Annotated in this window: 17 protein-coding genes and 2 pseudogenes; 13 read left to right on the top strand and 6 right to left on the bottom strand. The window is 68.9% G+C overall.

Features of this window, described 5'->3' with window-relative positions:
• Window positions 1-19: 19 nt before the first annotated feature.
• The 5 genes from J5X86_RS45465 to J5X86_RS45485 all read right to left on the bottom strand — a co-directional run bounded on the left by J5X86_RS45465 (window position 20) and on the right by J5X86_RS45485 (window position 6,443).
• On the bottom strand, window positions 20-895 hold the full coding sequence (locus tag J5X86_RS45465; RefSeq protein ID WP_208522490.1) for a carbohydrate ABC transporter permease: 876 nt from the start codon (window positions 893-895) through the stop codon (window positions 20-22).
• Window positions 895-1,881, bottom strand: coding sequence for a carbohydrate ABC transporter permease (locus J5X86_RS45470; RefSeq protein ID WP_208522491.1), 987 nt, complete (start codon window positions 1,879-1,881; stop codon window positions 895-897). The genes J5X86_RS45465 and J5X86_RS45470 overlap by 1 nt, the downstream gene beginning before the upstream one ends.
• Before the next feature lie 6 nt (window positions 1,882-1,887).
• Window positions 1,888-3,198, bottom strand: a complete 1,311-nt coding sequence (locus tag J5X86_RS45475; RefSeq protein WP_208522492.1) for an ABC transporter substrate-binding protein — start codon at window positions 3,196-3,198, stop codon at window positions 1,888-1,890.
• Between the two features lie 43 nt (window positions 3,199-3,241).
• The gene (gene hisD / locus J5X86_RS45480; RefSeq protein ID WP_208522493.1) at window positions 3,242-4,570 is read right to left on the bottom strand and encodes a histidinol dehydrogenase; all 1,329 of its coding nucleotides are present in this window, start codon (window positions 4,568-4,570) and stop codon (window positions 3,242-3,244) included.
• Between the two features lie 259 nt (window positions 4,571-4,829).
• Complete coding sequence (locus tag J5X86_RS45485) at window positions 4,830-6,443, bottom strand: PucR family transcriptional regulator (RefSeq protein ID WP_208522494.1); 1,614 nt, start codon at window positions 6,441-6,443, stop codon at window positions 4,830-4,832.
• A 187-nt stretch (window positions 6,444-6,630) separates the two neighbouring features.
• Between J5X86_RS45485 and J5X86_RS45490 the strand changes: the two genes are divergently transcribed.
• The 5 genes and pseudogenes from J5X86_RS45490 (at window position 6,631) to hisD (J5X86_RS45510) (ending at window position 12,512) form a co-directional block, all read left to right on the top strand.
• Window positions 6,631-7,737: a zinc-binding dehydrogenase gene (locus tag J5X86_RS45490; RefSeq protein ID WP_208522495.1), complete on the top strand. Its 1,107-nt coding sequence runs from the start codon at window positions 6,631-6,633 to the stop codon at window positions 7,735-7,737.
• Window positions 7,738-7,773: 36 nt separating this feature from the next.
• A pseudogene (locus J5X86_RS45495) lies at window positions 7,774-8,399 on the top strand (aldehyde dehydrogenase family protein); the annotation flags it as partial.
• A 44-nt stretch (window positions 8,400-8,443) separates the two neighbouring features.
• Window positions 8,444-8,788 (top strand): hypothetical protein, encoded by a 345-nt coding sequence (locus J5X86_RS45500; RefSeq protein WP_208522496.1) that lies wholly within the window; start codon window positions 8,444-8,446, stop codon window positions 8,786-8,788.
• Window positions 8,785-11,007: a maltose alpha-D-glucosyltransferase gene (gene treS / locus J5X86_RS45505; protein ID WP_208522497.1), complete on the top strand. Its 2,223-nt coding sequence runs from the start codon at window positions 8,785-8,787 to the stop codon at window positions 11,005-11,007. Before J5X86_RS45500 ends, treS begins: the two co-directional genes overlap by 4 nt.
• A gap of 176 nt (window positions 11,008-11,183) precedes the next feature.
• Window positions 11,184-12,512, top strand: coding sequence for a histidinol dehydrogenase (gene hisD, locus J5X86_RS45510; RefSeq protein ID WP_208522498.1), 1,329 nt, complete (start codon window positions 11,184-11,186; stop codon window positions 12,510-12,512).
• 18 nt (window positions 12,513-12,530) lie between these two features.
• Here the strand turns inward: hisD (J5X86_RS45510) and J5X86_RS45515 are convergent, their stop codons facing one another.
• Window positions 12,531-13,619, bottom strand: coding sequence for a LacI family DNA-binding transcriptional regulator (locus J5X86_RS45515; RefSeq protein WP_208522499.1), 1,089 nt, complete (start codon window positions 13,617-13,619; stop codon window positions 12,531-12,533).
• 139 nt (window positions 13,620-13,758) lie between these two features.
• Between J5X86_RS45515 and J5X86_RS52705 the strand changes: the two genes are divergently transcribed.
• The 8 genes and pseudogenes from J5X86_RS52705 to J5X86_RS45555 form a co-directional block, all read left to right on the top strand.
• Window positions 13,759-15,336, top strand: a complete 1,578-nt coding sequence (locus tag J5X86_RS52705; protein ID WP_208522500.1) for a GMC family oxidoreductase — start codon at window positions 13,759-13,761, stop codon at window positions 15,334-15,336.
• A gap of 2 nt (window positions 15,337-15,338) precedes the next feature.
• A complete protein-coding gene (locus J5X86_RS45525; RefSeq protein WP_208522501.1) occupies window positions 15,339-17,135 on the top strand; it encodes a thiamine pyrophosphate-binding protein in 1,797 nt (598 codons plus the stop codon).
• A 19-nt stretch (window positions 17,136-17,154) separates the two neighbouring features.
• Window positions 17,155-17,991, top strand: coding sequence for a sugar phosphate isomerase/epimerase (locus J5X86_RS45530; RefSeq protein ID WP_208522502.1), 837 nt, complete (start codon window positions 17,155-17,157; stop codon window positions 17,989-17,991).
• Window positions 17,988-20,432 (top strand): glycoside hydrolase family 3 C-terminal domain-containing protein, encoded by a 2,445-nt coding sequence (locus tag J5X86_RS45535; RefSeq protein ID WP_208522503.1) that lies wholly within the window; start codon window positions 17,988-17,990, stop codon window positions 20,430-20,432. Before J5X86_RS45530 ends, J5X86_RS45535 begins: the two co-directional genes overlap by 4 nt.
• Window positions 20,433-20,505: 73 nt before the next feature.
• Window positions 20,506-22,184 (top strand): annotated as a pseudogene (locus J5X86_RS45540) (glycoside hydrolase family 13 protein).
• Between the two features lie 58 nt (window positions 22,185-22,242).
• Window positions 22,243-23,583, top strand: a complete 1,341-nt coding sequence (locus tag J5X86_RS45545; RefSeq protein ID WP_208522504.1) for an MFS transporter — start codon at window positions 22,243-22,245, stop codon at window positions 23,581-23,583.
• Window positions 23,584-23,608: 25 nt separating this feature from the next.
• Window positions 23,609-24,172: an integrase core domain-containing protein gene (locus J5X86_RS45550; RefSeq protein ID WP_243983132.1), complete on the top strand. Its 564-nt coding sequence runs from the start codon at window positions 23,609-23,611 to the stop codon at window positions 24,170-24,172.
• Window positions 24,173-24,609: 437 nt separating this feature from the next.
• Window positions 24,610-25,207: NADP-dependent oxidoreductase (locus J5X86_RS45555; protein ID WP_208522505.1), on the top strand; the 598-nt coding region annotated here is incomplete at its 3' end.

Genomic DNA, 25,207 nt, shown 5'->3' on the forward strand with positions numbered 1-25,207 from the left:
CTGCTGCAGGTTCTGCTCGTTACTGACCGGCGAGCGATCCTCCGATCCCGCCGATGCTGAAGTACTTGTTGAGAACGGTGAAGAGCAGCACCGGCGGCGCCATCATGATGATCGCCAGCGCCATGACCTGCCCCCAGTCGACCACGTTCTGCTGGAAGAACGAGGAGAGGCCGACGGGAAGGGTGTACTTGCCCTGTGTGCGGATGAAGACCAGTGCGACCAGGTAGTCGTTCCAGGAGACGAGGAACGTGTAGATCGCCGTGGAGAGGATCCCGGGCAGCGAGTTGCGCAGCACGATGCGGACGAAGGCGCCGAAGGTGGAGCAGCCGTCGATCCAGGCCGCCTGTTCCAGCGCGACGGGGATCGAGTCCATGTATGCCGCCATCATCCAGGTGGCCACGGACACCGAAGCGCCCACGTAGATGATGCAGAGCCCGAGCAGGCCGTCGACCAGCCGGAGCTTGGCGAACAGGATGAACAGCGGGATCACCGCTGTGATGACCGGAAGTGCCTGCACCACGAAGAGAAGCAGGGAATACGCCGAGACCGCCTTGCTGCGTCCCCGGGAGAGGACGTAGCCGGCCGGGGCGCCGACCGCGACCGATACCACGACCGTCGCCAGCGTGACGACGAGACTGTTGGCCAGCCACTGCAGGGTCTGATCGGTGGTGAAGACGTGGCTGAAGTTCTCGAAGGTGAATGAGCTCGTGTTCCGGGACCGTGCCCCCGGGCGCAGAGCGAGAAAGAAGACGATACCGACAGGAACGAGGGCGACCGCCGTGAAGGCGAGCATGAAGGCGAAGCGCCACCAACGGCCGTGACACTTGGGGGAGTTCGGTGTGCGACTGCGGCCGCGACGTATGCCGTGGGTGACCGGGTCGCTGATGACGCTCATCACACATGAGCCTTTCTGACCTGCCGGTACAGGACGGTGGAGATGACGACCAAGGCGAAGCTCATCAGGAACGCGATGGCCACGCCTTGACCGACCTGGAAGTTCTGGAACACGGCCCTGTAGGCCAGTACCACCAGCGTGGTCGTCGAACTCTCGGGACCGCCGCCGGTGAGCAGATAGACCGTGGGGAAGTCATTGACGATGAAGATCGTCATGAGGATCCACGAGATGTATGTCGGGCGCGCGATCAGCGGCAGCGTGATGTGGAAGAACTGCTGGCGGCTCGACGCGCCGTCCATCCGTGCCGCCTCGTAGACGGAGTGGTCGACCGAGGCCAGCGCGCCGCTGATCATCAGCATCATGAACGGGAAGTTGAGCCACACCTCGAAGAGGATGATGGTGACCTTCGCGAGTGCGGGGTCGGCCAGGAGCAGCGGTGACCCCAGCCCGAGCAGGTCGAAGACCCGCGGAACGAGGCTCTGGGGGGTGGTGAGCAGCTGGTTCCACGACATGGCCGAGACGACGACGGGCACGACCCACGGCAGCATGAGGAGAATCTTGAACACGCCGCGTCCGGGGAAGTCCGAGCGCAGGACCAGGGCGAGAGCGAGCCCTACCGCCCAACTGCCCAGGACGGCAAGGGCGGTGAACACCGCGGTGAACCTGACCGCTTCCCAGAAGGCGGGATCGGTCAGTACCGACGTGTAGTTGTCCAGCCCGACGAAGTCGCCGGTGTTGATGAGTGTTCCGTTGCGCAGGGACTGGAAGGTGGCGTAGACCAGCGGATACGCGTTGATGAGCAGGAGCAGCAGCACAGAGGGCAGCACCAGTACCACGAGGGTCCGGCGCCTCGATTTCGCCTGCTGGTTCTGCGGGTGTCCCGATGAGTTGCGGGCGGCCTTGCGCGGTGTGCCGGTGTTCGTCGGGGGGCTGTGCGGCGCGGTGCGCGCGGGCGATGCCGCGGTTGTTGTCGTTGAAGGAGCCATGAGCGCCTACTTCAGGAGAGTCGTCAGGGCGTTCGACAGAGTCGTCAGAACCGCCGTGGCGTCGGTCTTGCCGGACAGGACGGCCTGCCCGAACTGGTACATGGCGCTGTTGCCGTCCATCTTGGCCTGTGCCGGACCGACGGTCTTGCCGCGCGCGGCGTACGAGGTGCCGATGGGCTGGTACTCCTCGACCATCTTCACGTAGTTCCGCCGCTTCTTGAACGCGGGCGACTCGGCGATGGACTTGAGCACGGGAAGACCGTTGACCAGGGACTGGCCCCAGAACTGGTGGATGTTCTGCAGCCAGTGGAGCAGCAGGGCCTCGCTGCCCTCCCGGGAAGGCGTGTTCTTGTACATCATGACGTTGTTCTCGACCACGAGCGTGGCCTTGTCGCCGTGCGGTCCGGTGAGCGGGCTCATCACCGCGAGGTCCTTCGCCACGTCTCCGCCGACGTTGTCCGCGAGGCCGCTCTGCTCGTTGCCGAGGCCGTAGCGCTTCTTCTTCCACTGGGCGTACTGGTTGTCGTTGGTGTAGCCCACCGATGCCGGGTCGACGATGCCCTCACCGACGAGCTGCTTGATGAACTCGATCGCCTCGATGTTGCGCGGATTGAGGACATCCAGGTTGCCGTCCGGGTCGAACAGGCCGCCGCCGTTGCCGATGATCATGCTCATGGGTGTCTCGTAGGCGAGGGAGTTGCCGGCGCCGGCACCGGTGGAGAAGCCGTACACGCCAATCTTCTTGAGTGCTTTCCCGGTGGTCAGGAGCCCGTCCCAGTCTGTCGGTACCTTCGCGCCGGCCTCCTCCAGCAGGGCCTTGTTGTACCACCACACATGTGCGTCGAGCTCCCAGGGAACGGCGACGTAGCCCTTGTCGGTCTTCATCCCGTCGATCGTTCCGGGCAGGAAGTCGTCGTAGAGGCCGCTCTTCTTCATCGTCTCGATGAGGTTGTCGGCGTACGCGATGGCACCCTGCTCGGCAAACTGGAACGCCTGGAAGCCGCTGCCCGTGCTCACCGCAGGGTTCGTGTCGGAGGCGATCGCCGAGACGAACGTCTGGCTGAGGTTGGCCCACTGGATGCTCTGGTAGGTGGCCGAGGGCCCCTTGGCGGGCTTGTACGAGGCAACGATCTTCTTGGACATGTCGTTATAGGTGTTGGTCCCCCAAGGCATGTCCCAGAACTTCAGTTCGTCCGAGGCGCCGGATCCGAGGAGGGATCCACAGGCGCTGATGCCCGGCACGGCAGAAGCGGCGGCTGCGAGCCCTAGAAATCTACGCCGGGAACAGCCGGGGGAGGACGCGTTGGTGTTGGTCATGGTGCGTTCCTTGTGTTGCCGGGACGGGGAGGGTGGGCGCGGGTCATGGGCATGGGGACTGGGGCCGGATCGGCATCTCGGCCCAGGGCAGTTCGGCTCCGGCGAATCGGGCCGCGCGCAGATCTCCGGAGCGGGCGTGGCCTTCGAATTGCTCCAGCCGCGACAACCGGCCGCAGATCTTGCCGAGCTGCGCGGAGCTGAGGTCCTCACGGACCTCCTGGTATGTGACCGTCTTGAGGAATTTGCCGACCCACAGGCCGCCGGTGTACCGGGCCGCGCCCCTGGTGGGCAGGACATGGTTGGTGCCGATGAGCTTGTCGCCGTAGGGGACGCAGGTGCGCTCGCCGAGGAAGAGGGCGCCGAAGTTGCTCATCGATGCCAGGGCCCGCCGCGGATTCTCGGTGAGGATCTGCACGTGCTCGGAGGCGTACGCGTCGGCGAGAGCAAACGCTTCATCGAGTGATTCGGCGACGTGCACCTCGCCGTAGCCCCGCCAAGCCGCCGCGGCGACCTTGCCCGTCGGCATGCCGGGCAGCAGCTCCTCGACGTGCCGCAGTGTGGCGCGGCCGACGGTCTCCGACGTGGTGATCAGGACGCACGGGGAGTCCGGCCCGTGTTCCGCCTGGCTGAGCAGGTCGACGGCGACCGTGAACGGGTCGGCGTGATCGTCGGCGACGATCAGCGTCTCGGTCGGGCCGGCGAACAGGTCGATGCCGACCTCGCCGAACAGCTGGCGCTTGGCCTCGGCGACGTAGGCGTTGCCCGGGCCGGTCAGGATGTTGACCGGGGCGATGGTCTCGGTACCCAGGGCGAGAGCGGCGACGGCCTGGACGCCGCCGAGCACGTAGATCTCGTCCGCGCCCGCGAGATGCATAGCGGCCACGCTGATCGGCGGCGGGGCGCCCTGACTCGGCGGAGTGGTGGCGGCGACCCTGCCCACGCCCGCGACCTTCGCGGTCAGGACCGTCATGTGGGCGGAGGCGGTGAGGGGGTAGCGCCCGCCGGGGACGTATGCGCCGGACGCATCGACCGGCAAGTTGCGCTGGCCGAGGAAGACCCCGTCGAGGGTTTCGACCTCGAAGTCCCGGATGGAGTCGCGCTGGGCCTGTGCGAAGCCCTGGACCTGCCGCTGGGCGAAGCGAAGGTCGTCCAGCACGGTGTCCGGCACGGTCGAGACGATCTTGGAGATCTCCTGCTCCGAGAGCCGGAAGGACACGGGCGACCAGTCGTCGAACTGTGCGGAGTATCGGCGCACCGCTCCGTCGCCACCCGCGCGGACGTCGCTGATGACAGCGGCGACGATGTCCGCCACGGCGGGGTCGGCGCCACCGGCGGGGACAGCGCCCTGAGCTTGCTTGAGGACACGCGACATAGGCCAGAAACTCCCTGGTTCCGCGATGACGACGGGGAAGGCACCCTGTCGAAGGGCCGGCTCCTGGTGAGCGGAGAAAGGCTCACTCTGGGTTTGACGACGGCACCAGGATGGGTTCCGCGCACCTGGGCAGGACAGACACACTCTGTGCAGAAACAGGAGCCGTCATTGCACGCATTGCTCCGGTCCTGTCGACCGGTAGGTGACGACAAGGCCAAGCGTCGGGGGAGACCATGCCTGAGCGTTCGCTGCGGACCCGCTAGATGATCGGCTTACGCGGGGCGGGGGGCGGCAGCTGTTGTGTGGACTCCATGAGTTCCAGAGCCTGGAGAGCGAGGGAGAGGCTTCCGCGAACCTCGGGATCGTCCACCGACCTGCCGAGCAGACCGTTCAGTCGTTCGATGCGGTAGTAGAGCGTGCGGCGCTGGACGAACAGGGTGTCGGCCGCACGTGACTTGTTTCCGTCTGCGGCGAGGTAGGCCCGGAGCGTTGGCAGGAGGGGATTCGTTTCGGTCGCGTCGTGGCGCAGGAGCGGTCCGAGCTCGTCGTCGATGTAGCGCGTCAGCTCCGGTCCTTCGGCCAGGGCGACGAGCAGTCGCAGGACGCCGAGCCGGTCGAAGTGCAGGGCGGTGGGCCTGTCACGGGTGGCCGCAACGGAGGCCGCCGTACGGGCCTGGCGTGCCGCGTCCGTGAGCTGTGCGGCCGGACCGCTGCGGCTGACGCCGGCCCGGGCTCCGCACTGGTCGAGGCGCTCGGTGAGCTGCGCTGCGGACAGCTGACCGGTCAGGCCGACGATGGCGAGGACGTACTCGCCGATGTCGGCCATGACGGCCGGGGTCTTGAGGGATTTCAGCGCCGACTCCAGCATCGCTTCCGCCACGTCCGAGTCGGGCTCCTTGCACAGTACGACCACGGCGAGAGGCCGGTCACGCAGGTCGCGGCCCACCCTCAGGGCCCGGTCGACGAACTGCTCACCCGTGATGTCTCCGAGCAGCAGCCGGTTGACGAGGGAGCTCTGCCGCTGGGACGCCCGTGCGCCGCTCTCCCGGTCGCCGAGCAGTGCGATGGCGATCGCGTCAGCGGCACGGTCCATGGCGTAGGCATGGACGCCGGGCAGCTCGCCCTCGCCGTGGAAGACGTGGATCCAGCCCCATGCCTCGCCGCGCAGCACGATCATGCGCCGGGTGCATCCCGGCTCGTCGTGGGACTGGACCATCGAGGACTTGTTGTGCTGTCCGCCGGGAGCGTCCGCGCGGTGGGCCATCCGCGCGTGCAGGCCCCAGTTCTTCGTCAGCAGGTCGGTCCCGGCCGTGCCGCCCGCGTACGCGACGACCCGGTGGTCGGTGTCCTCGAGCACCACGGGTGAGCCGACATGATGGGCGAGCGCCTCGGCGAAGGAGACATGACTGCGGCTGGCCAGCAGGAGCTGGATGAAGTCCGCGTTGAGGCGCTCGAACGCGACGAGATCGGAGTTCCTCTCGTCCACGATCAACTCGTGCACCTGGGCGGACACTTCGACAAAGGGCAGTTCGTCGGCCAGACCGATGAGCGGAAAGCCGAGCTGCCTGGCCTCGTCCACCAGAGCCGCGGGCATGGTGGTGAAAGCGCGACCGCTGAGTTCGATGACAAGCGCGGCGGCACCGGCTGCGCTGACCTCGCGGATGTAGCGCCGCTGCTCGCTTGAGGTGCGGCCGACGCCCAGGCCGGCCGTTAGCAGCAGCTCGCCGCCGGTCAGGAACTGGGCGATGTCGGGGATCTCCACCGGGTGGACCCAGCGGACCGTATGGCTGAGGTTCTCCTCGCCCGCGTAGACGCGCACGGTCGTGCGACTGAACACCTCCAGCTGCAGGGCGGCTGCTACTGACAGAGCCATGTCTGACCTCTTTGGTGCCGAGGGTGAGGGGAGGCGTTGCACGGATTATGCATCGTGTTGGCGCTTTCCTGCACAGATTGTGTCTGCCTCGGGTGTCTGCCGCCCACCATGCTGGTGAGTCGTCGCCCAGAGCCATCGCCCGGCCACGAGGTGCCGTGCAGCGAACCACCTTCGGAGAGGACGCAAGATGAGAGCCGCCGTTGTCCGAGCCCCCTCCGGATCCTTCGAGGTCGGGGACCTGCGTGACCCGCGGCCGGGCCCGGGGGAGATCCTCGTGCGCATCGCCGCCTGCGGTGTCTGCCACACGGACCTCCATGTGCAGGACGGTTCGGTGGCCTTCCCCTTTCCCGCGGTGCTCGGGCACGAGGTGTCCGGGACAGTCGCGGCCGTCGGAGCCGGCGTCGAGCACATCGAACAGGGCCAGAGCGTCGTCGGGGCCTTCATCATGCCCTGCGGGACGTGCACGATGTGCGCTTCGGGCCGCGAGGAACTGTGCGAGCCGTTCTTCGCGCACAACCGCCTGAACGGGACCCTCTACGACGGAACCACGCGGCTGTACGACGTCCACGGGGACCCGGTCTGGATGTACTCCATGGCCGGCCTCGCCGAGTACGCCGTGATGCCCGCGCTCGCCGCGGCCCCCATCCCCGCCGGGGCACACCTGAAGGACTCGGCGATCCTCGGCTGCGCCTTTCTCACGGCGTACGGAGCCCTCGTGCACGTCGGCGGACTCCAGCGGGGATCTTCCCTGGCCGTGGTGGGGGCGGGAGGCGTCGGCCTCAGCACGGTCGCCCTCGCCAAGGCGTTGGGCGCCGGCCGTGTCGTGGCGGTCGACGTGGCCGACGACCGGCTGCGGACCGCCCTGCGCCTCGGGGCCACCGAGGTGGTCAACGCGGCGGAAGCGGATCCGGTGGACGCCGTCCGGGACATCACCGGGGGCGGCGCCGACCTCGTGCTCGAAGCCATCGGGCAGCCCAGCACCTTCCGGCAGGCCACGGAGATGGCCGCCGACGGTGGTCGCTGCGTGATGATCGGGATCGCGCCCGTCGGCAGGACGGCGGAGATCGAGATCACCCGGCTCGTCCGTCGCAAGATCCAGGTCTGCGGTTCCTTCGGCGGCCGTCCCCGCCAGGACCTGGCGCATCTCGGGCGGCTCGTCGCCGACGGACTCCTCGACCCGGGATCACTGATCAGCCGACGCTTCCCCTTGGAGCAGGCCGACCTGGCCTACCGGCTGCTGAGCGAGGGCAAGATCGTCGGCCGCGCGCTCATCGAGGTCGGGGCCGACACCTGACACCCCCGAGAGACCACCCAGCAAAGGGGCCCCTCCATGGCAATGACGCCGCACCACTGGCGGAACGGCAGGGCCTTCGAAGGCACCGCCGACCGCTTCTCGGACGTGACCAACCCGGCGACCGGCGAGGTCACGGCACACCATGCCCTGGCCACCGAGGACGATGTGAACGCCGTCGTGGAGGCCGCGGCCGCCGCCTTCCCGAAGTGGCGGAGATCATCACCGCCGAGCACGGCAAGGTGCTGTCAGCCGCCCTCGGCGAGGTCAGCCGGGGCCAGGAGGTCGCCGAGTTCGCCTGCGGCATCCCGCACCTGCTCAAAGGGGTTTCACCGAGAACGCCTCCACCAAGGTCGACGTCCACTCGGTTCGCCGGACTGTGAAAGGAAGCGGGACTGCCCGACGGCGTCTTCAACGTCCTCAACGGCGACAAGACGGCCGTCGACGGCCTCTTGACGCATCCGGAGGTGCAGTCGATCTCGTTCGTGGGTTCCACCCCGATCGCCCAGTACGTGTACGAGACGGCCGCCGCGCACGGTACGCGGGTCCAGGCCCTCGGCGGGGCCGAGAACCACATGGTCGTCCTCCCCGACGCCGACCTTGACCTGGCCGCCGCTCAGGCGGTCAACGCCGGCTACGGCTCGGCCGGCCGGCGTTCGACGGCCCCCGTCCCGTAGCCCGCGCCGCACAGGAAAGTTCCGTGCATCACATGGCCTCCGTGCCGCCGGCACTGGCGGGCGCCCCGCTGTGGGGCGCCGGTGTCTCCCTCGGATTCCCCGTGGGACTCAGCGCCGCCGCTGACGACCCCGCCATGGCGGCGGCCCGCGTCAGCGTCTGCTGCTCCATCGCCTATACGGCCTTTCTTGCGGGGCCGTCCCTCATCGGCTTCCTCGGCCACGAGCTGACCGTGGTGCACGCCGTGGCGGCTGTCGCCGTCCTGCCGGCCGGGGCGATACGTCCGCTGCCGGTCCCTTCGTCCGCCGCCCTGCCCCCTTGTCCCCCCAGGGGAGCCGACTCACGTGAACCGAAGTACCAAGGAGAGACCCACTCATGACCGACGAGCAGACGGCGGCCGACGGACTGTACGAGAGCCGGCACGAACCGACGGAGATCACGTACTCCGAGCAGTTCTACCCGGCGCGCCCCTGTTCCCTGCGGCCCCGCGCACGACTGCGACCGCAGCGCCCGGCTCGCCCCCCTGAGCGCGGCGGAGACCCGGTCGGCACCAACCCCGAGTACGTGGCCTGGCTGAGGCGCCACTCCATGCTCCAGGACGCGCGAGACCTCTCCGTCCAGCTCACCGGACAGGGCAGCATGTGGCAGAACCCCTTCGCACGCCCCAATCCCAAGGCCGCCGTCCGTGCCGCCCCGGTGTGGTTCACGGCGTATCCCATCTCTCTCATCACCCGCCCCGGCCACAGCTTTCTCGGCACGCTGGCCGACCCGGACCTGTGGCGCACCTTCTCCGAGATCGGCATCCGGGCCGTGCACACGGGGCCGGTCAAGCGCGCCGGCGGCATCTCGGGCTGGGACACCACCCCGAGCGTCGACGGCCACTTCGACCGCATGGGCACCGCCATCGACGAGGCTTTCGGCACGGAGGACCAATTCCGGCGCATGTGCCAGGTGGCGGCCGACGAGGGCGGCACGATCATCGACGACGTCGTGCCCGGGCACACCGGCAAGGGACCCGACTTCCGCCTCGCCGAAATGAACGTCGACGACTACCCCGGCATCTACCACATGGTCCAGATCGCCCCGGAGGACTGGCATCTGCTGCCCACGGCGGCACCGGGGTGTGACTCGGCGAACCTCGGCACCGAGGCCGAAGAGGCGCTGGAGAAGGCGGGGTACATCGTCGGCCGTCTCCAGCGGGTGATCTTCCACGACCCGGGTGTCAAGGACACCAACTGGAGCGCGACCGGCGCCGTCCTCGGCCCCGACGGCGTCACCCGGCGCTGGGTCTATCTGCACTACTTCAAGGAGGGGCAGCCGTCCATCAACTGGCTCGACCCCACCCTCGCCGGCATGCGGCTCGTCATCGGCGACGCCCTGCATTCCATCGGAGACCTGGGTTCGGGCGCGCTGCGCCTGGACGCCAACGGTTTCCTGGGCGTCGAGAAGAGCGCGGAGGGTCTGCCGGCCTGGTCGGAGGGACACCCGCTGTCGGAGGCAGCGAACCAGCTCGTCGCCGGTATGGTGCGCAAGCTGGGCGGCTTCACCTTTCAGGAACTGAACCTGACCGTGGAAGATATCAAGATCACGTCGGAGGCCGGCGCGGACCTGTCGTACGACTTCGTCAACCGGCCCGCCTACCACCACGCCCTGGCCACCGCTGACACCGAGTTCCTGAGGCTCACTCTCACCATCGCCCTGGAGAGTGGCGTGGCGGCAGCCGGTCTCGTCCACGCCTTGCAGAACCACGACGAACTCACCTATGAACTGGTGCACTTCGCCACCCTGCACAAGGACGACCTCTTCACCTACCACGGCGTCGAGGTCACCGGCGCTCAGCTGGCCGAGCACATCCGCGCCGAGCTGGTGCAGACGCTGACCGGTCCCGACGCGCCGTACAACGCCATCTTCACCACGAACGGCATCGCCTCCACGACGGTCACCGTCGTCGCTGCCGCACTCGGGCACTCGACACTCGACAACTTCACCAGCCGGGACGTGCGCCAGATCAAGCGGGCGCACCTGCTGCTGGCGATGTTCAATGCCCTGCAGCCCGGCGTGTTCTCGCTCTCCGGCTGGGACCTGTGCGGCCTGCTGACCTTGCCGCGCGAACGCGTGGGATCGCTCCTGGCCACCGGCGACACCAGGTGGATCCACCGGGCCGCGTACGACCTGATGGGCTATCAGCCCGATGCCGACACATCCGGTTCAGGCATGCCCAAGGGCCACAGTCTCTATGGCAGCCTCCCGGCCCAGCTCGCGGATCCCAACTCCTTCGCCTCGCGCCTCAAACACCTGCTTCGGGCGCGTGAGGAAACCAGGATCGCCACGGCCGACCAGCTCGAAATTCCCCCGGTTCCGCATCCGGCGCTGCTCGCCATGATCCACCGCATCGACGGGACCGGGCAGATCCAGGCGACTGTCCTCAACTTCGGCTCCACACCCGTTTCGGGCGCCGTCGCCTCGGAACACTTCCAGCCCGGATGGACGGTTCATGACGCCCTGACCGGCAGAGATATCGGCGTGGTCGACGCCATGCGGGCCGTCTACGTCGAGTTGCCCGGCCATGACGGACTCTGCCTGGTCTTCCGAGTCTGATCCAGTTGTGACCGCACAGAGTGTGCAGCCCATCCGGGATTTCATTCCCACTGTGTGTCTGTGGTGCGGCGGCGCTCGACGGAGAGACTGGCTGTCGAGAGCGAAACCCGCGTCACCTGACAGCGCGGAGCGCCACCCCCATTCCCCGCCTTTTCGCCCCCGCCAGGAGCCCAGCCGTGCCTGTCGTACTCAAGCCCGCGACGTCCAAGAGCAGCGCGCGCAGCAGTCGCCCCGATACCGTCGACACGGTGGCCGAGATCATCGCGGATGTACGCGCCCACGGTGACGAGGCCGTCCGCCGGTATTCGACGAAGTTCGACGCCTGGGACCGGGCCTCGTACCGGCTCGGCCCCGACGAGATCAGGGCGATCGTCTCCGGAGTTCCCGCGAGCGTTCTCGACGATTTGCGGTTCGTGCAGCGGCAGGTGCAGAACTTCGCCCAGGCGCAGCGCGATTCCGTGCACGATTTCGAGATCGAGACGCTTCCCGGCGTCTTCCTCGGACAGCGCAATGTGCCCGTGACGGCTGCCGGGGCTTACGTCCCAGGCGGCCGCTACCCGCTGACGGCGTCGGCCCACATGACCATCGTTACGGCGAAGGTCGCCGGTGTGGAGCGGGTCGCCGCCACGACCCCGCCCAACGAAGGAGCGCCGCCGCCCATCAGCGTCGCCGCCATGCACCTGGCCGGCGCGGAGGAGATCTACGTACTCGGCGGTGTGCAGGCGGTGGCCGCCCTCGCGCTGGGCACGGAGACGATCGACCCGGTCAACATGCTGGCCGGTCCCGGCAATGCGTACGTGGCGGAGGCCAAGCGGCAGCTCTTCGGCGAGGTCGGCATCGATCTGTTCGCCGGCCCCACCGAGGTGCTGATCGTCGCCGATGAGACGGCCGACCCGTTCACCGTCGCCGTCGACCTGCTCAGCCAGGCCGAGCACGGTCCCGACTCTCCGGCGGTGCTCGTCACCACCTCCCGCGAGGTCGGCCTGCGCGCCATCGAATACGTCGAGGCGTTGCTGCCCGGCCTGCCGACCGGCGAGGTCGCCGGGGCGGCCTGGCGCGATCACGGCGAGGTGCTGCTGGTGGAGAACCAGGAGGAGGCGTTCGCCGTGGCGGACACCTACGCCAGCGAGCACGTGCAGATCTTCACCGCCCAGCCGCGCGACGCGCTCACCGGGATGCGGGACTACGGGGCGCTGTTCCTCGGCCAGGACACGTGCGTCGCGTACGGCGACAAGGTCATCGGCACCAATCACGTCCTGCCGACGCTGGGCGCCGCCCGGTACACGGGCGGCCTGTGGGTCGGCAAGTATCTCAAGACCGTCACCTACCAGGAGATTCGCGACACCGACAGCAGCGCGATGCTCGGTGAGATCTGCGGCCGGACTTCCCGGCTGGAGAGCTTCGAGGGCCATGCCCGCTCCGGAGACCTGCGCGCCGCGCGTCACGGCGGCGCGAGCCTGCCGTGGACCGACCACGACGTCCGCCTCGGCGACGCGAGGTCGTAAGCCGTGGTCGCCTACGTCTCAACTGCCCGGGGGCGGAGCGGTGGTCGCCCGCAGGACCAGGTCGGTCGGCAGGATGATCTCCCGCGGTTGCGCGCCCTCGATGACGTCCAGCAGCAGCCGTGCCGCCTCTCGGCCCTTGTCGACCAGGGGCTGCCGTACGGTGGACAGCTCGGCGGCGGCCGCGGTCGGCAGGTCGTCGAAGCCGATGACCGACAGGTCCCTCGGGATGCGCAGGCCGCGTCGGCGGGCGGCGCCGATGGTGGCGAAGGCCAGGACGTCGGTAGTCGCGAGGACAGCGGTCACCTCTTCGGAGTCGAGGAGGGATGCGGCGGCCGACTGCGAGGCCGCCTCGTGGAAACCACCCGCCTCGATGATGGTCGCCGAACTCCAGGGCACGCCCGCCGAACGGAAGGCGGCCGCGTAGCCCGCCAGCCGCTCCTTCATCACGAGGTCGCGGGCCGCCCGCCGCCTGGCCGGTGTCACGGGACCGCCGTAGCCGTCCGGCAGGAGGCGATCGACCAGGATGCCGATCGAGCGGTGCCCGAGCGAGAGCACGTGCTCGGCGGCCTCTCGCGCAGCCTCCCGGTCGCGGATGCCGACCCTGGGCAGCCCGCCCGGGTTCGGTCCGTCGATGATCACGACGGGCAGCTTCCTGCGGAGTGCGGTCTCGACGGCGGGATGCCCATGTGGCATCGCATAGGCGAGGAACCCGTCCACCAGGCCGCGCAGCAGAATTCCCGAGCCCTGTGCCATCCGGTCCGACTCGAGCGGGCAGGGCAGCAAAGTGAGCGCCACCTCGGAGAGCTCGCCGACCTCGGAGATGCCCTTGAGGAGCGCGGCAGTGGCCGGATCGTCGAAGGCGTAGGGCAGGGAATCGGTGATCATCAGACCAAGCGCGCCGACCTGCCCGGTCCGCAGGCTGCGGCCGGTGGCGTGCGGTCCGATGTAGCCGAGTTCCTCGGCAACCTGGAAGATTCGCTCACGCTGCGCCTCCGAGAGCTTGCCGGGCCGGTTGTAGGCGTACGAGACCGCCGCCTGGGACACCCCCGCCACCTGGGCGACGTCGCGCATCGTGACCACCGGTGTCTGCTCCCCTCTCCCCGTCAAGGTGCTCCACCCTAACCATTGACAGCGCAGGTCATGCTGTTAATCTCGGATTAGTTAATCGAATAACCAGAATCGATTAACCAAGATCAATTGATTACATCCTTCACAAACGCCGGATCACCAGCGAGGGACGAACCCCGTGATCGGAAAACCAATCCTTCCCGACGACGGCCCGAAGAGGTCGCACTACGACTTCGTGATCGTGGGCTCCGGCATGGGCGGCGCCACGCTGGCGTACGCCCTGAAGGACTCCGGTGCCGGCGTTCTGCTGATCGAACGCGGTGACTTCCTGCCGCAGGAGAAGCAGAACTGGGACGCCGAGGCGGTCTTCGAGAAGCACCGGTACCAGAACGCCGAGCAGTGGTACGACGCCGACGGAAAGGCCTTCACGCCGGGCAACTACTACTACGTCGGCGGCAACACCAAGCTGTACGGATCCTCCCTGGTGCGCTTCCGCCGTGAGGACTTCCGGGCGACGCAGCACGAGGCGGGCACCTCTCCCGAGTGGCCCTTCCAGTACGACGACCTGCGACCGTACTACCTGCGCGCCGAACAGCTCTACCGGGTGCACGGCGACCGGTTCGACGACCCGACCCTGGAACGCGCCGAGCCGTTCCCCTACCCGGCGATCGGCCACGAGCCCCCCGTCCAGGAGGCGGCGGACGCCCTGAAGCGGATGGGCTTCACACCCTCGAACATCCCGCTCGGCATCGACCTGCGTGAGGGCGGCGGCTGCATCCGCTGTGCGAGCTGCGACGGCTTCCCGTGCCGGGTGCTGGCCAAGTCCGACGCGGACGTCGTCGCCGTCCGTCCCGCTGTGGCGTCCGGCTCTGTGGAACTGCTGACCAACGCGTACGTCGACCGGGTGCGCACGGACGCCGACGGGACCCGCGCGACTGGCGTGGACGTCACCCGCGGCTCCACCTCGATCAGCATCGACGCCGGAACGGTCATCGTCTCCTGCGGCGCCGTCAACTCGGCAGCCCTGCTGCTGCGCTCGGCGAACGACCGGCACCCGCACGGCCTCGGCAACTCCTCCGGAACCGTCGGCCGCCACTACATGGTGCACAACAACACGGTCATGGTGGCTCTCCACCCGACCCGGAGGAACACCGCCGAATTCCAGAAGACCCTGTATTTCAACGACTTCTACGCCAAGGGCACCGCGGACCATCCCTATCCGCTGGGCCACGTCCAGCTCATCGGCAAGCTCCAGGCGGAGATGCTGGCCGGACAGCGCCCCGCCATCCCCAAGTGGGCCCTGCGCTACGCCGCGCACCGCAGCATGGACTGGTGGCTGTTCACCGAGGACCTGCCGGACCCCGAGAACCGGGTCACACGGACGCCGAAGGGTGACATCCGGATCCGCTGGGTCCCCAACAACGTCCGCGCGCACGAGATCCTCGTCCGCGAGACCCGCAAGCTCCTGCGCGGCATGGGCTATCCGCTCGTCTTCAGCCAGCGCACCGGCATTGAGGTGAACTCCCACCAGGCCGGCACCGTCCGGGCCGGCACCGATCCCGCGACCTCGGCACTGGACGCGAACTGCCGCTCCCATGAGGTCGACAACCTCTATGTCGTCGACTCGGCCTTCTTCCCGTCGCTGCCGGTGATGAACCCGGCCCTGACCATCGCCGCGAACGCCCTCCGGGTCGCCGAACACCTCACCGGCGACACCGCCACCACCGCTCCCGCTCAGCACACGACCAAGAGGTAGACATGTCCCAGTACAGCGGCGGTCAAATCGTCGTCGACTTCCTCATCCGCGAAGGCGTCGAGAAGGTCTTCGCCATCCCCGGACACGGCAACACCGCACTTCTCGACGCGTTCGTCGACCGCGCCGACGAGATCGAGGTCGTCCCGGCCGTGCACGAACAGGGCGCCGCTCACATGGCGGACGGCTACTACCGGGCCACCGGCAAGATCGCCGTGTGCTGTACGTCCATCGGCCCGGGCGCGACCAACACGCTCACCGGGCTGACCACGGCGTTCGCCGACTCCCAGCCCTTCCTGCTGCTCACCGGCGCCGTGCACACCTACATGGAGAACCGCGGCGTCCTTCAGGAGATCGACCGGCCGCACGGCAACAACTTCCCGCGTATGGCCGAACCGGTCGTCAAGCGCTGGTGGCAGCCGAAGCGGGTCGACCAGCTGCCCGCCGTCCTGGCCCAGGCGTTCAACACGATGTACGAGGGCCGGCGCGGACCGGTCCTGGTCGACATCCCGCAGGACCTCCAGGCCGAGTACGGCGAGTACGAGCCTGAAGTGACCCAGCGGCGGCGCGCGCACGGCCGTTCGGGAGGCGACCCCGAGCGGACCGCCGAGGCGGCCAGGCTGCTGGCGGCCGCCAGGCGTCCCGTCATCCTGGCGGGCGGCGGCGTGATCGCCTCCGAGGCGAGCGCGGAGCTGCTGGCCGTCGCCGAGCGGTTGGGTGCTCCGGTAACCCACTCCTTCATGGGCAAGGGCGCCTTCCCCGCCGACCACGACCTGTACGCCTGGCCCTGCGGTGACATGGGCTCGATTCCGGGCAACGGGGTCACACGCTCCGCCGACGTGATTCTCGCGGTCGGGTGCCGTTTCAGCGACCGCATCACCTCCTCGTACAAGCCCGGTGTCACCTTCGACATCCCGGACACCAAACTCGTGCAGATCGACATCGACGGCTTCGAGATCGGGCGCAACTACCCGGCCGAGGTCGGCATCGTCGGCGATGCCAAGTCCTGCCTGACCTCCCTCCTGAGCGAGCTGACGCGGCTGGGGGAGGCCCCGGACTGGCGATCCTCCGCCTACTTCGCCGAGCTCCAGGACCTCAAGGCGCAGTGGGACGAGCACCTGCGCCCGATGCGGACCACCGACTACCTGCCGATGACCAACTCCCGCGCCATGGTGGAGATCCGCAAGGCCCTCCCACGCGACGGCATCCTCGTCACCGACTCCAGCAACCCCGCCAACCAGGCCTTCAACGAGTTCCCGGTCTACGGGCCCCGCACCAACATCGTGGCCGGTGGCATGTCGGGCATCGGCTTCGGCCTGCCGGCGGCGATCGGGGCGCAGGTCGGCGCCGGCGGCAGGCCCGTCCTCGCGTTGGTCGGCGACGGCAGCTTTCTGCAGACCGGCACCGAGCTGGCCACCGCCGTCATGCTCGAACTGCCGCTCGTGGTCGTCGTGCTCAACAACGGCGGCTGGGAAGCGATCAAGGACCTCCAGATCAGTCTCTTCGGCCGCGAGCGCCAGATCGTCAGCGGCTGGACCACCAGGGACGGCAAGCCGTACTTCGCCGACATCACCGAATTTGCCCGCTCCCTCGGCTGCACCGCCGAGCGAGTTGAGGACCCGGCGGAGCTGGAGGACGCCGTTCGACGTGCCTTCGAGACCCCCGGTCCCGTGGTGATCGAGGCCATGAGCGCCCACGAGCTGCCGTGGACCGAGATGCACCCGACCGGGTGGTGGGACATCACCGTCCCCGCCTACCACGGCCCGACCCGCGACGCGTACGTCCAGCACCGCGGCTTCTAGAAGGAGAGGTGCACACGGCATGGGCAACATCAAGCTCGGGCTGAACCTGGAATTCGCCCGGTTCGAGAACGGCTCCTTCGAGTGGGCCATGGATCACGCGGCCGAGATCGGCTACAAGTACGTCGAGCCGATGGTCCACTGGGGTCGCGAACTCCTCAGCGCCGCCGGGTACTTCCACAGCATCTCGATGCTCGACGACCCGCTGCGGCTGAGGAAGGCGGCGGAGAGCCGCGGCCTCGGTGTCTCATCGCTGTCGAGCCACGCGCCGCTCGCCAAGCCGGAGGTCAGCGTCGAGTACCTGCGACAGTCGATCCGGTACGCCGCCGAGTGCGGCGCCCCGATGATCATGGTGGACGACGGTCCGCTGCCCGCCTGGACGACCGAGGCGGAGAACTACACCCTCATGCGGTACACACTCCAGGAGGCCGCCCTGGTCGCCGAGCCGCGCGGTATCGCCATCGCGATCGAGACCCACGGCGAGTACACCGCCACCCCCCAGCGGCTCGACCGGCTCATGAGCCTCATCGACAGCCCGGCGCTGACCATCAACCTCGACACGGGCAACAGCTACCTCAGCGGCAACGACCCGCACGCATGGCTGGAGTCGATCGTCGACCGTGTCACCCACCTGCACGCCAAGGACATCTCCCACGAGGACGCCGCCCGCTACCGCGGCAAGGTGCGCGGCATGCTCGGCTGCGCCTGCGGCGACGGCGTCATCGACTGGGAGCGGATCGTCCGCACGCTCACCAAGGCCGACCACGATGTCGTGCTGTCGGTGGAGTGCGGCTCCCTGAAAGCAGCCCGCAAGAGCTACGCGTACCTCAGCGAACTGATCGGAGACCACGCAGCATGACCGACGCCGAGCGCATGCGGGTCGTCGAGGCCGCCCTCGCCCGACTCGACCTCGACACCAAGGCACGACTGCTCGCCGGCCACGACGAGTGGGCCCTGCCGGACCTGCCACGGATCGGACTGCGGTCGCTGGTGTTCTCGGACGGCCCGATCGGTGTCCGCGGAGTGCGCTGGACCCCCGAGGACCCGTCGATCGCTCTTCCGAGCGGCACCGCGCTGGGCGCCTCCTGGGACCCCGAACTCGCCCGCCGCGTCGGCCGGTTGCTGGCACAGGAGGCGCGCCGCAAGGGCGTGCACGTCGTACTCGGCCCGACGATCAACCTGCACCGGTCCCCGCTGGGCGGGCGGCACTTCGAGGCGTTGAGCGAAGACCCGTACCTCACCGGAGTCCTGGCCGCCGCCTACGTCGCCGGGGTGCAGGACGGCGGGGTGGCCACCACCGCCAAGCACTTCGTCGCCAACGAGGCGGAGACGGCACGCTACTCGGTGAACAACATCGTGGGCTCGCGCGCCCTGCGCGAGCTGTACCTGGCTCCTTTCGAGACGGTCGTGGAGAAGGCCCACCCATGGGGCATTATGTCCGCGTACAACGCGGTCAACGGCCCCACCATGACCGAGCACCATCACCTGCAGAACGAGGTCCTGCGCGGTGAGTGGGGTTTCGACGGCTGCGTGGTGTCGGACTGGATGGCCGCCCGGGACACCGTCGGCGCGATCACCGGCGGCATGGACGTGGCCATGCCCGGCCCGCAGACGGTGTACGGCGAGCCGCTGGCCCGGGCCGTGCGCGCGGGCCGCGTGAAGGAGTCCCTGGTCGACGACGCCGTACGCCGTGTTCTGCTGCTCGCGGCCCGGGTCGGACTCCTGGAGGGGGCCCCTCCGGCCGTACCGGCACCACCCGCGCCGATCGACGGCAGGGCGCTGGCCCGGGAGGCCGCCCACGGAGGCTTTGTCCTGCTCCGCAACGAGAACGCGGCGCTGCCCCTCGACGCCCCGGCGCTGCGCGACATCGCACTCATCGGCAGCGCGGCACGGGACGCCCGCGTGATGGGCGGTGGCGCGGCCCAGGTGTTCCCCGAGCGCGTGGTCTCCCCGCTGGACGGGCTACGCGGGGCCCTGCCTGACAGCGTCCGTCTGACCTACTGTCCGGGCACCCGGCTCACCGACGAACTCGACCTCGCCGCCGAAGGCTTCACGCTGCGCGCCATCGTGCGGGATGCCGAGGGACACGTGATCGGCGAGAGTGCCCTGCCCACCGCCGAGGTGCAGTGGTCCGGGACCGACATGCCCGAGGGGGTGTCGTACGAGACGCTCCACAGCGTGGAGACGGTGGGGACCTTCACGCCTCGCAAGAGTGGTCCGCACACCTTCGGGTTCAAGGGGCTGGGACACCAGCGACTGGTCGTCGACGGTCACGCCCTCTACGACGGCGAGCCCGACGCACCGGAGACGGACGACCCGCTCAGTGCCTACTTCACCTCCCCGATTCCGTGCGGCACCGTCGACCTCACAGCCGGGAAGCCGGTCGAGGTGAGCCTCCTCCACATCGCTCCGAAGCCGGACGAGGCCCACAACCAGGCGGTCGTCTACTCGCTCGCGTACCACGAACCCGAGCGTGACGCCGAGGAGTTGATCGAGGAGGCCGTGACGGCTGCGGCGGCTGCCGACGTCGCCGTGGTGGTCGTGGCCACGACCGAGTCCGTCGAGAGCGAGGGTGCCGACCGCACCTCGCTCGAGCTGCCCGGCCGCCAGGACGAACTGGTCTCCCGCGTCGCCGCGGCCAATCCCCGCACCATCGTGGTCGTCAACGCCGGCGCCCCGGTTGAGCTGCCCTGGCGAGAGGAGGTGGCTGCGGTCCTGCTCAGCTGGTTCCCCGGTCAGGAAGCCGGCGCCGCTCTCGCCGACGTGCTGCTGGGCATCGAGGAACCCGGCGGGCGGCTCCCCACCACCTGGCCGGTATGCCTGGCGGACGCCCCCGTCACACAGGTGATCCCGGAGGACGGGACGTTGCACTACAGCGAGGGCGTCTTCATCGGCTACCGCGCCTGGCAGCGGACCGGGACCGCCCCCGCCTACCCCTTCGGCCACGGGCTGGGCTACACCGACTGGTCGTACGAGCGCCTGAACGTCAAGGACCGCACCGTCTCAGTGCGGTTGCGCAACACCGGCTCACGTCCAGGGCGCGAAGTGGTCCAGTTCTACGTCACTACGGCCGACCGACGGATCGAGCGGCCCGTGCGCTGGCTCGCAGGCTTCGCCACCGTGGAGGCGCCGGCCGGCGAGAGCGTCGAGGCGACGATCGAGCTGTTCGACCGCACCTTCCAGATCTGGGACGAAGCCGCCGGGCAATGGACGACCGTACCGGGCGTCTACGCCGTCGAGGCGAGCCGCAGCATCACCTCGCCGCAGATCAGCACCACTCTCACGATCACGCCCGCCTGACCCGAGCGGCGCGCTACCGACTGTCCTGCGGGCAACGCACGCTCTCCGAGCCCCACCACGCAGCAAGGACATCATGAGTCAACGCACAGTCGACCAGTCCCAGATCGCCGGCCCCGGGACCGTGAACCGGCCCGAGTGGTGGCGGGATGCGGTGATCTACCAGGTTTACCCCCGCAGCTTCGCGGACGCCAACGGCGACGGGCTGGGAGACCTCCAAGGCATCCGTGCCCGGCTGCCTCACCTCAAGGACCTCGGCGTCGACGCCGTATGGCTCAGCCCGTTCTACGCGTCGCCGCAGGCGGACGCAGGCTACGACGTCGCCGACTACCGGGCTGTCGCCCCCATGTTCGGCGACCTCCTCGACGCCGACGCCTGATCCGCGACGCCCACACCCACGGACTGCGCATCATCGTCGACATCGTCCCCAACCACGTCTCCGACCAGCACACGTGGTTCCAGAAGGCAGTCCGGGAAGGGCCGGGCTCCCCACTGCGCAACCGATTCCACTTCCAGCCCGGCAAAGGTCAGGACGGTGAACTTCCCCCCAACGACTGGGAGTCCATCTTCGGCGGCCCGGCGTGGACGCGGGTCCCGGACGGGGAGTGGTACCTGCACCTGTTCGCCCCGGAACAGCCCGACCTCAACTGGGAACATCCCGCCGTCGACGACGAGTTCCGGTCCATCCTCCGATTCTGGCTCGACATGGGCGTCGACGGCTTCCGCGTCGACGTCGCCCACGGCCTGGTGAAGGCGGCCGGGCTCCCGGACATCGGCGCGGGCGACCAGCTCAAGTTGCTCGGCAACGACACGATGCCGTTCTTCGACCAGGACGGAGTGCACGAGATCTACCGAGGCTGGCGAAGGGTCCTCGAAGAGTACGGAGACGACCGTGTGCTCGTCGCCGAGGCGTGGACGCCGACCGTGGAGCGCACCGCCCTCTACGTACGGCCCGATGAACTCCAACAAGCCTTCAACTTCCACTACCTGGGTGCCTACTGGGACGCCAGGGAGCTTCGCGACGTCATCGACAGTTCCCTGGACGCCATGCGCCCCGTCGGTGCTCCCACGACCTGGGTGCTGTCCAACCACGACGTCACCCGGCACACCACCCGCTTCGCCAATCCGCCCGGTCTCGGCACCCAGATCGGCACCGCGGGTGATGTGGAGCTCGGCCTTCGCCGGGCCCGTGCGGCGACGCTCCTGATGCTGGCGCTGCCCGGCTCCACGTACCTCTGGCAGGGCGAGGAACTCGGCCTGCCAGACGTCGTCTCGCTGCCGGACGAGGTACGCCAGGATCCGTCGTTCCACCGTGCGCATGGCCAGGACGGGTTCCGCGACGGCTGCCGGGTGCCCATTCCCTGGACTGTCAGCGGACCGTCGTACGGATTCGGCTCGGGTGGCTCCTGGCTGCCCCAACCCGCGGACTGGGGCCGGTTGAGCGTCGAGGCGCAGTCGGGCAAGCCCGACTCCACGCTTGAGCTGTATCGCATGGCTCTGATCGTCCGGCGCCAGCACCCCGCGCTCGGGGCGGGCACATCCGTTGAATGGCTTGATGCGCCGGCCGGCGTGCTTGCCTTCCGCCGGATTGCCGAGGACGGCCGACGCTTCGTGTGCACCTCGAACACGACACAGGAGCCTGTGCGTATATCCGTGTACGGCCAGATGCTGTTGGCGAGTGCCACGGCCGGGATCCAGGTGACGGAGAGCCATGTGGTGCTGCCGGGGGACAGCACTGTCTGGTGGACCGACTGACGAGGTTCCTGGGTGAGGCGGGCGCCGGAACGCCTGCGGGGAGGGCACGAGCCGGCGCATGAGCGAGCATGACGACATCGGGCGGCAGCCAGGCTCCATCGAAGACATGGTCCCGGGGGCGGTGGCGAGCGAGCCGACGGTACGGGACTCCGCGGTCCGGCTCGTCCTGGCCTCACCTCTGTACCGCGGCGCGACCATCGCCCTGTTCCTGGCGGGGCTGGGACAGTCCGCGGCCGCGCCGCAGATCGCCCTGTTCCTGACCAAGGACCTGGGCGGCTCGCTGACCGCCGCCGGCCTGTTCTACCTCACGAACCTGACCGCGCCAGTGGCCGGCTACCTGGTCGGTGCGCGGTCGGACCACACCGGGGGACGGCTGGGGCTGTTCCGCGTGTGCGCCGTCGCGGGTTTCCTGGGCTGGGCGGGCATCGCCTGCGCGACGCGGCTGTGGATGCCCTTCGCCATCGGGGCCGTCGTCCTTGGCTTCGCAGTTGCCTCCGCCTCCCAGCTCTTCGCCGCCATCCACGACGAACTGAGCGTCCGCCCCAGCGCGGTCGGCGACGGGGTGGTCTCCATCGTGCGGATGGCGCTGACCGCCGGCTGGATCGTCGGCCCGTCCGCCGGAGCCATCCTCGCGGCCCGCTTCGGGCTGCGGCCCATGCTGTTTGCCACCGCACTGTGCGCCCTGGCACAGCTCGCCCCCCTGGGCATGCTCCGGACGCCGCCAAGACCGGGGTCCGCGAGCCCGTCACGGAAGACGGCGCGGCCGGATGCCCCTCTTCGGACGCGGGTGCGGACGATGGGACCGCTGCTGCTGTTCACGGGGCTGTACGTGCTCGTGTACGCCGGCGAGCCGATCAAATACGCATACCTGCCGATCTACATGATCGACCGCCTGCACTTCCCCTCCGGGCTCGAAGGCGCGATCATCGGCATCCAGCCGCTGGTGGAACTGGTGCTGATGCCGTTCGCGGTCCTGGCCGCCCGAAGAATCGGGATGACGCGGCTCATGGTCGTTGCGGCCGGCTTCGGCGTCGCCGCCAACGTCTGCTTCGCCACCACTGGCGGCGCGCCCGGACTCTTCGCCGGGCAGATCCTCATGGGCGGGGTGTGGGGGGTCTTCGCGGCGCTGGGGATCATCATGGCCCAGCGCCTCCTCCCCAGCGCCGTGGCCACCGCTTCCGCGATTTTCATGAGCTCCACCGCGCTCAGCTCCGCGCTGGGAGGGTCCGTTGGAGGGTTGGGGGCCGCGGCGGTCGGCCTGCCCCACGTCTTCCTCGTACCGGCCATGTTCGCGCTCATCGCCGCCATCGGGCTTTCTCTCATGGACCGGTCCACCAGGAAGTCGCAGGCATCCTCTCCGGGACCGCCTGCTGAACCGAACGAAACGTCCTGGGCGTAGTTCTCGTCCATGACTGCCTCCATGGTTGATCCGGCCGCGGACGGTCACGGACGGGCAGGTCACCGAGGTGGTGCGGGCCACGCTGGAGACGCGGCCGAAGAGCGCTACGCGCTGGTCGGCGCGGTCGACGGCGGCCCATGCCGGATCGTCACAGACCACGGTCTCGAAGATCTGCCGGGCCTTCGGCCTCAAGCCGCACCGGAGTGAATCGTGGTTCACCACCGCATTCGACGCCGTCTTCGCCGACAACGGCACAGCAGCCATCCCGACGCCACCGCAAAGCCCACGAACCAACGCGTTCGCCGAACGATGGATACGCACGGCCCGTACCGAATGCACCGACCGCCTCCTCATCACCGGCGAACGACACGTGCGCACGGTCCTCACCACGTACGCCGAGCACTACAACGCCGGATGGCCCCACCGCAGCCTGGACCTACGTGCCCCAGATGACGACCCGAATGGCGTCCCCCTGCCCGCCGCTACGGTCGGGCGCAAGCAGGTACTCGGCGGACTGCTCAACGAGTACCACGCCATGTCACCCCGAGTGCCTCATCATCCACAGGAAACGTCCAGCTCAGCAGCCTGACGGGAATATTGACACCCTTCAGGCATGCGGCGTCGGCGGGTGACGCCGGGTGCCGGGTGGGGTGTCCGGTTCGAGGATGTACCCGGTACGAGGGTTCGACGGCCAGCTCCTCGAACACCATGATCCACGGGGGCGCCATGGTGCGGGGAGGCCGCGAGAACGTGTGTGGCTGGGGGAACCGGAATCAGGTAAATGGCCCACTGGAAGTGGGCGCGAGTGGCCCACACGTTTGGGCCGCTTCCCTCCTAGGGTCGGAGGCGTGACCACAACGGCGCCTGTCGGCCGTCCTTCGTCCGCCGCTGTGTGCGGTGGCGGACAGAGGCGAACGGCGCTGGGATTGGTCATGGCGGGCGGGCGGCCTCCTGCGGGGGCGATGCCTGCGCCCACCAGGCGCCATGCCCGCTCCCTGAGCGTCCCCCTACTCAGAGGAACCCCTCATGCAAGCCATCACCGTCCAGGACCGCGACGCCGGTGTCAGCGGCCTGACCCTCTCCGAGCTGCCCCACCCGCGCGCCGCAGAGAACGACGTGATCGTGGAGGTCCATGCCGCCGGATTCACCCCGGGCGAGCTGGACTGGCCCGGCACCTGGACCGACCGGGCCGGTCGTGACCGGACCCCGAGCGTGCCCGGCCACGAGCTGTCCGGTGTGGTCACCGAGCTCGGCTACGGCACCACCGGCCTGACGGTCGGGCAGCGCGTGTTCGGTCTGACCGACTGGGCCCGCAACGGCTCGCTGGCCCAGTACACGGCGGTCGAGGCCCGCAACCTCGCCCCGCTCCCGGCCGATGTCGACCACCTCACGGCTGCCGCGCTGCCGATCTCCGGGCTCACCGCCTGGCAGGCCCTGTTCGACCACGCCCGCCTGATCACCGGCCAGAGCGTGCTCATCCACGGCGTCGCGGGAGGCGTCGGCTCCATCGCCGTGCAGCTGGCCCGCGAGGTCGGCGCCCGGGTGATCGGCACCGGCCGGGCCGGCGACCGCGACACCGCCCTCGGCCTGGGCGCGGACGCCTTCGTCGACCTCCAGGCCGAGG

Source organism: Streptomyces sp. NEAU-YJ-81 (assembly GCF_017592595.1).
GTDB classification, from domain to species: Bacteria; Actinomycetota; Actinomycetes; order Streptomycetales; family Streptomycetaceae; genus Streptomyces; species Streptomyces hygroscopicus_B.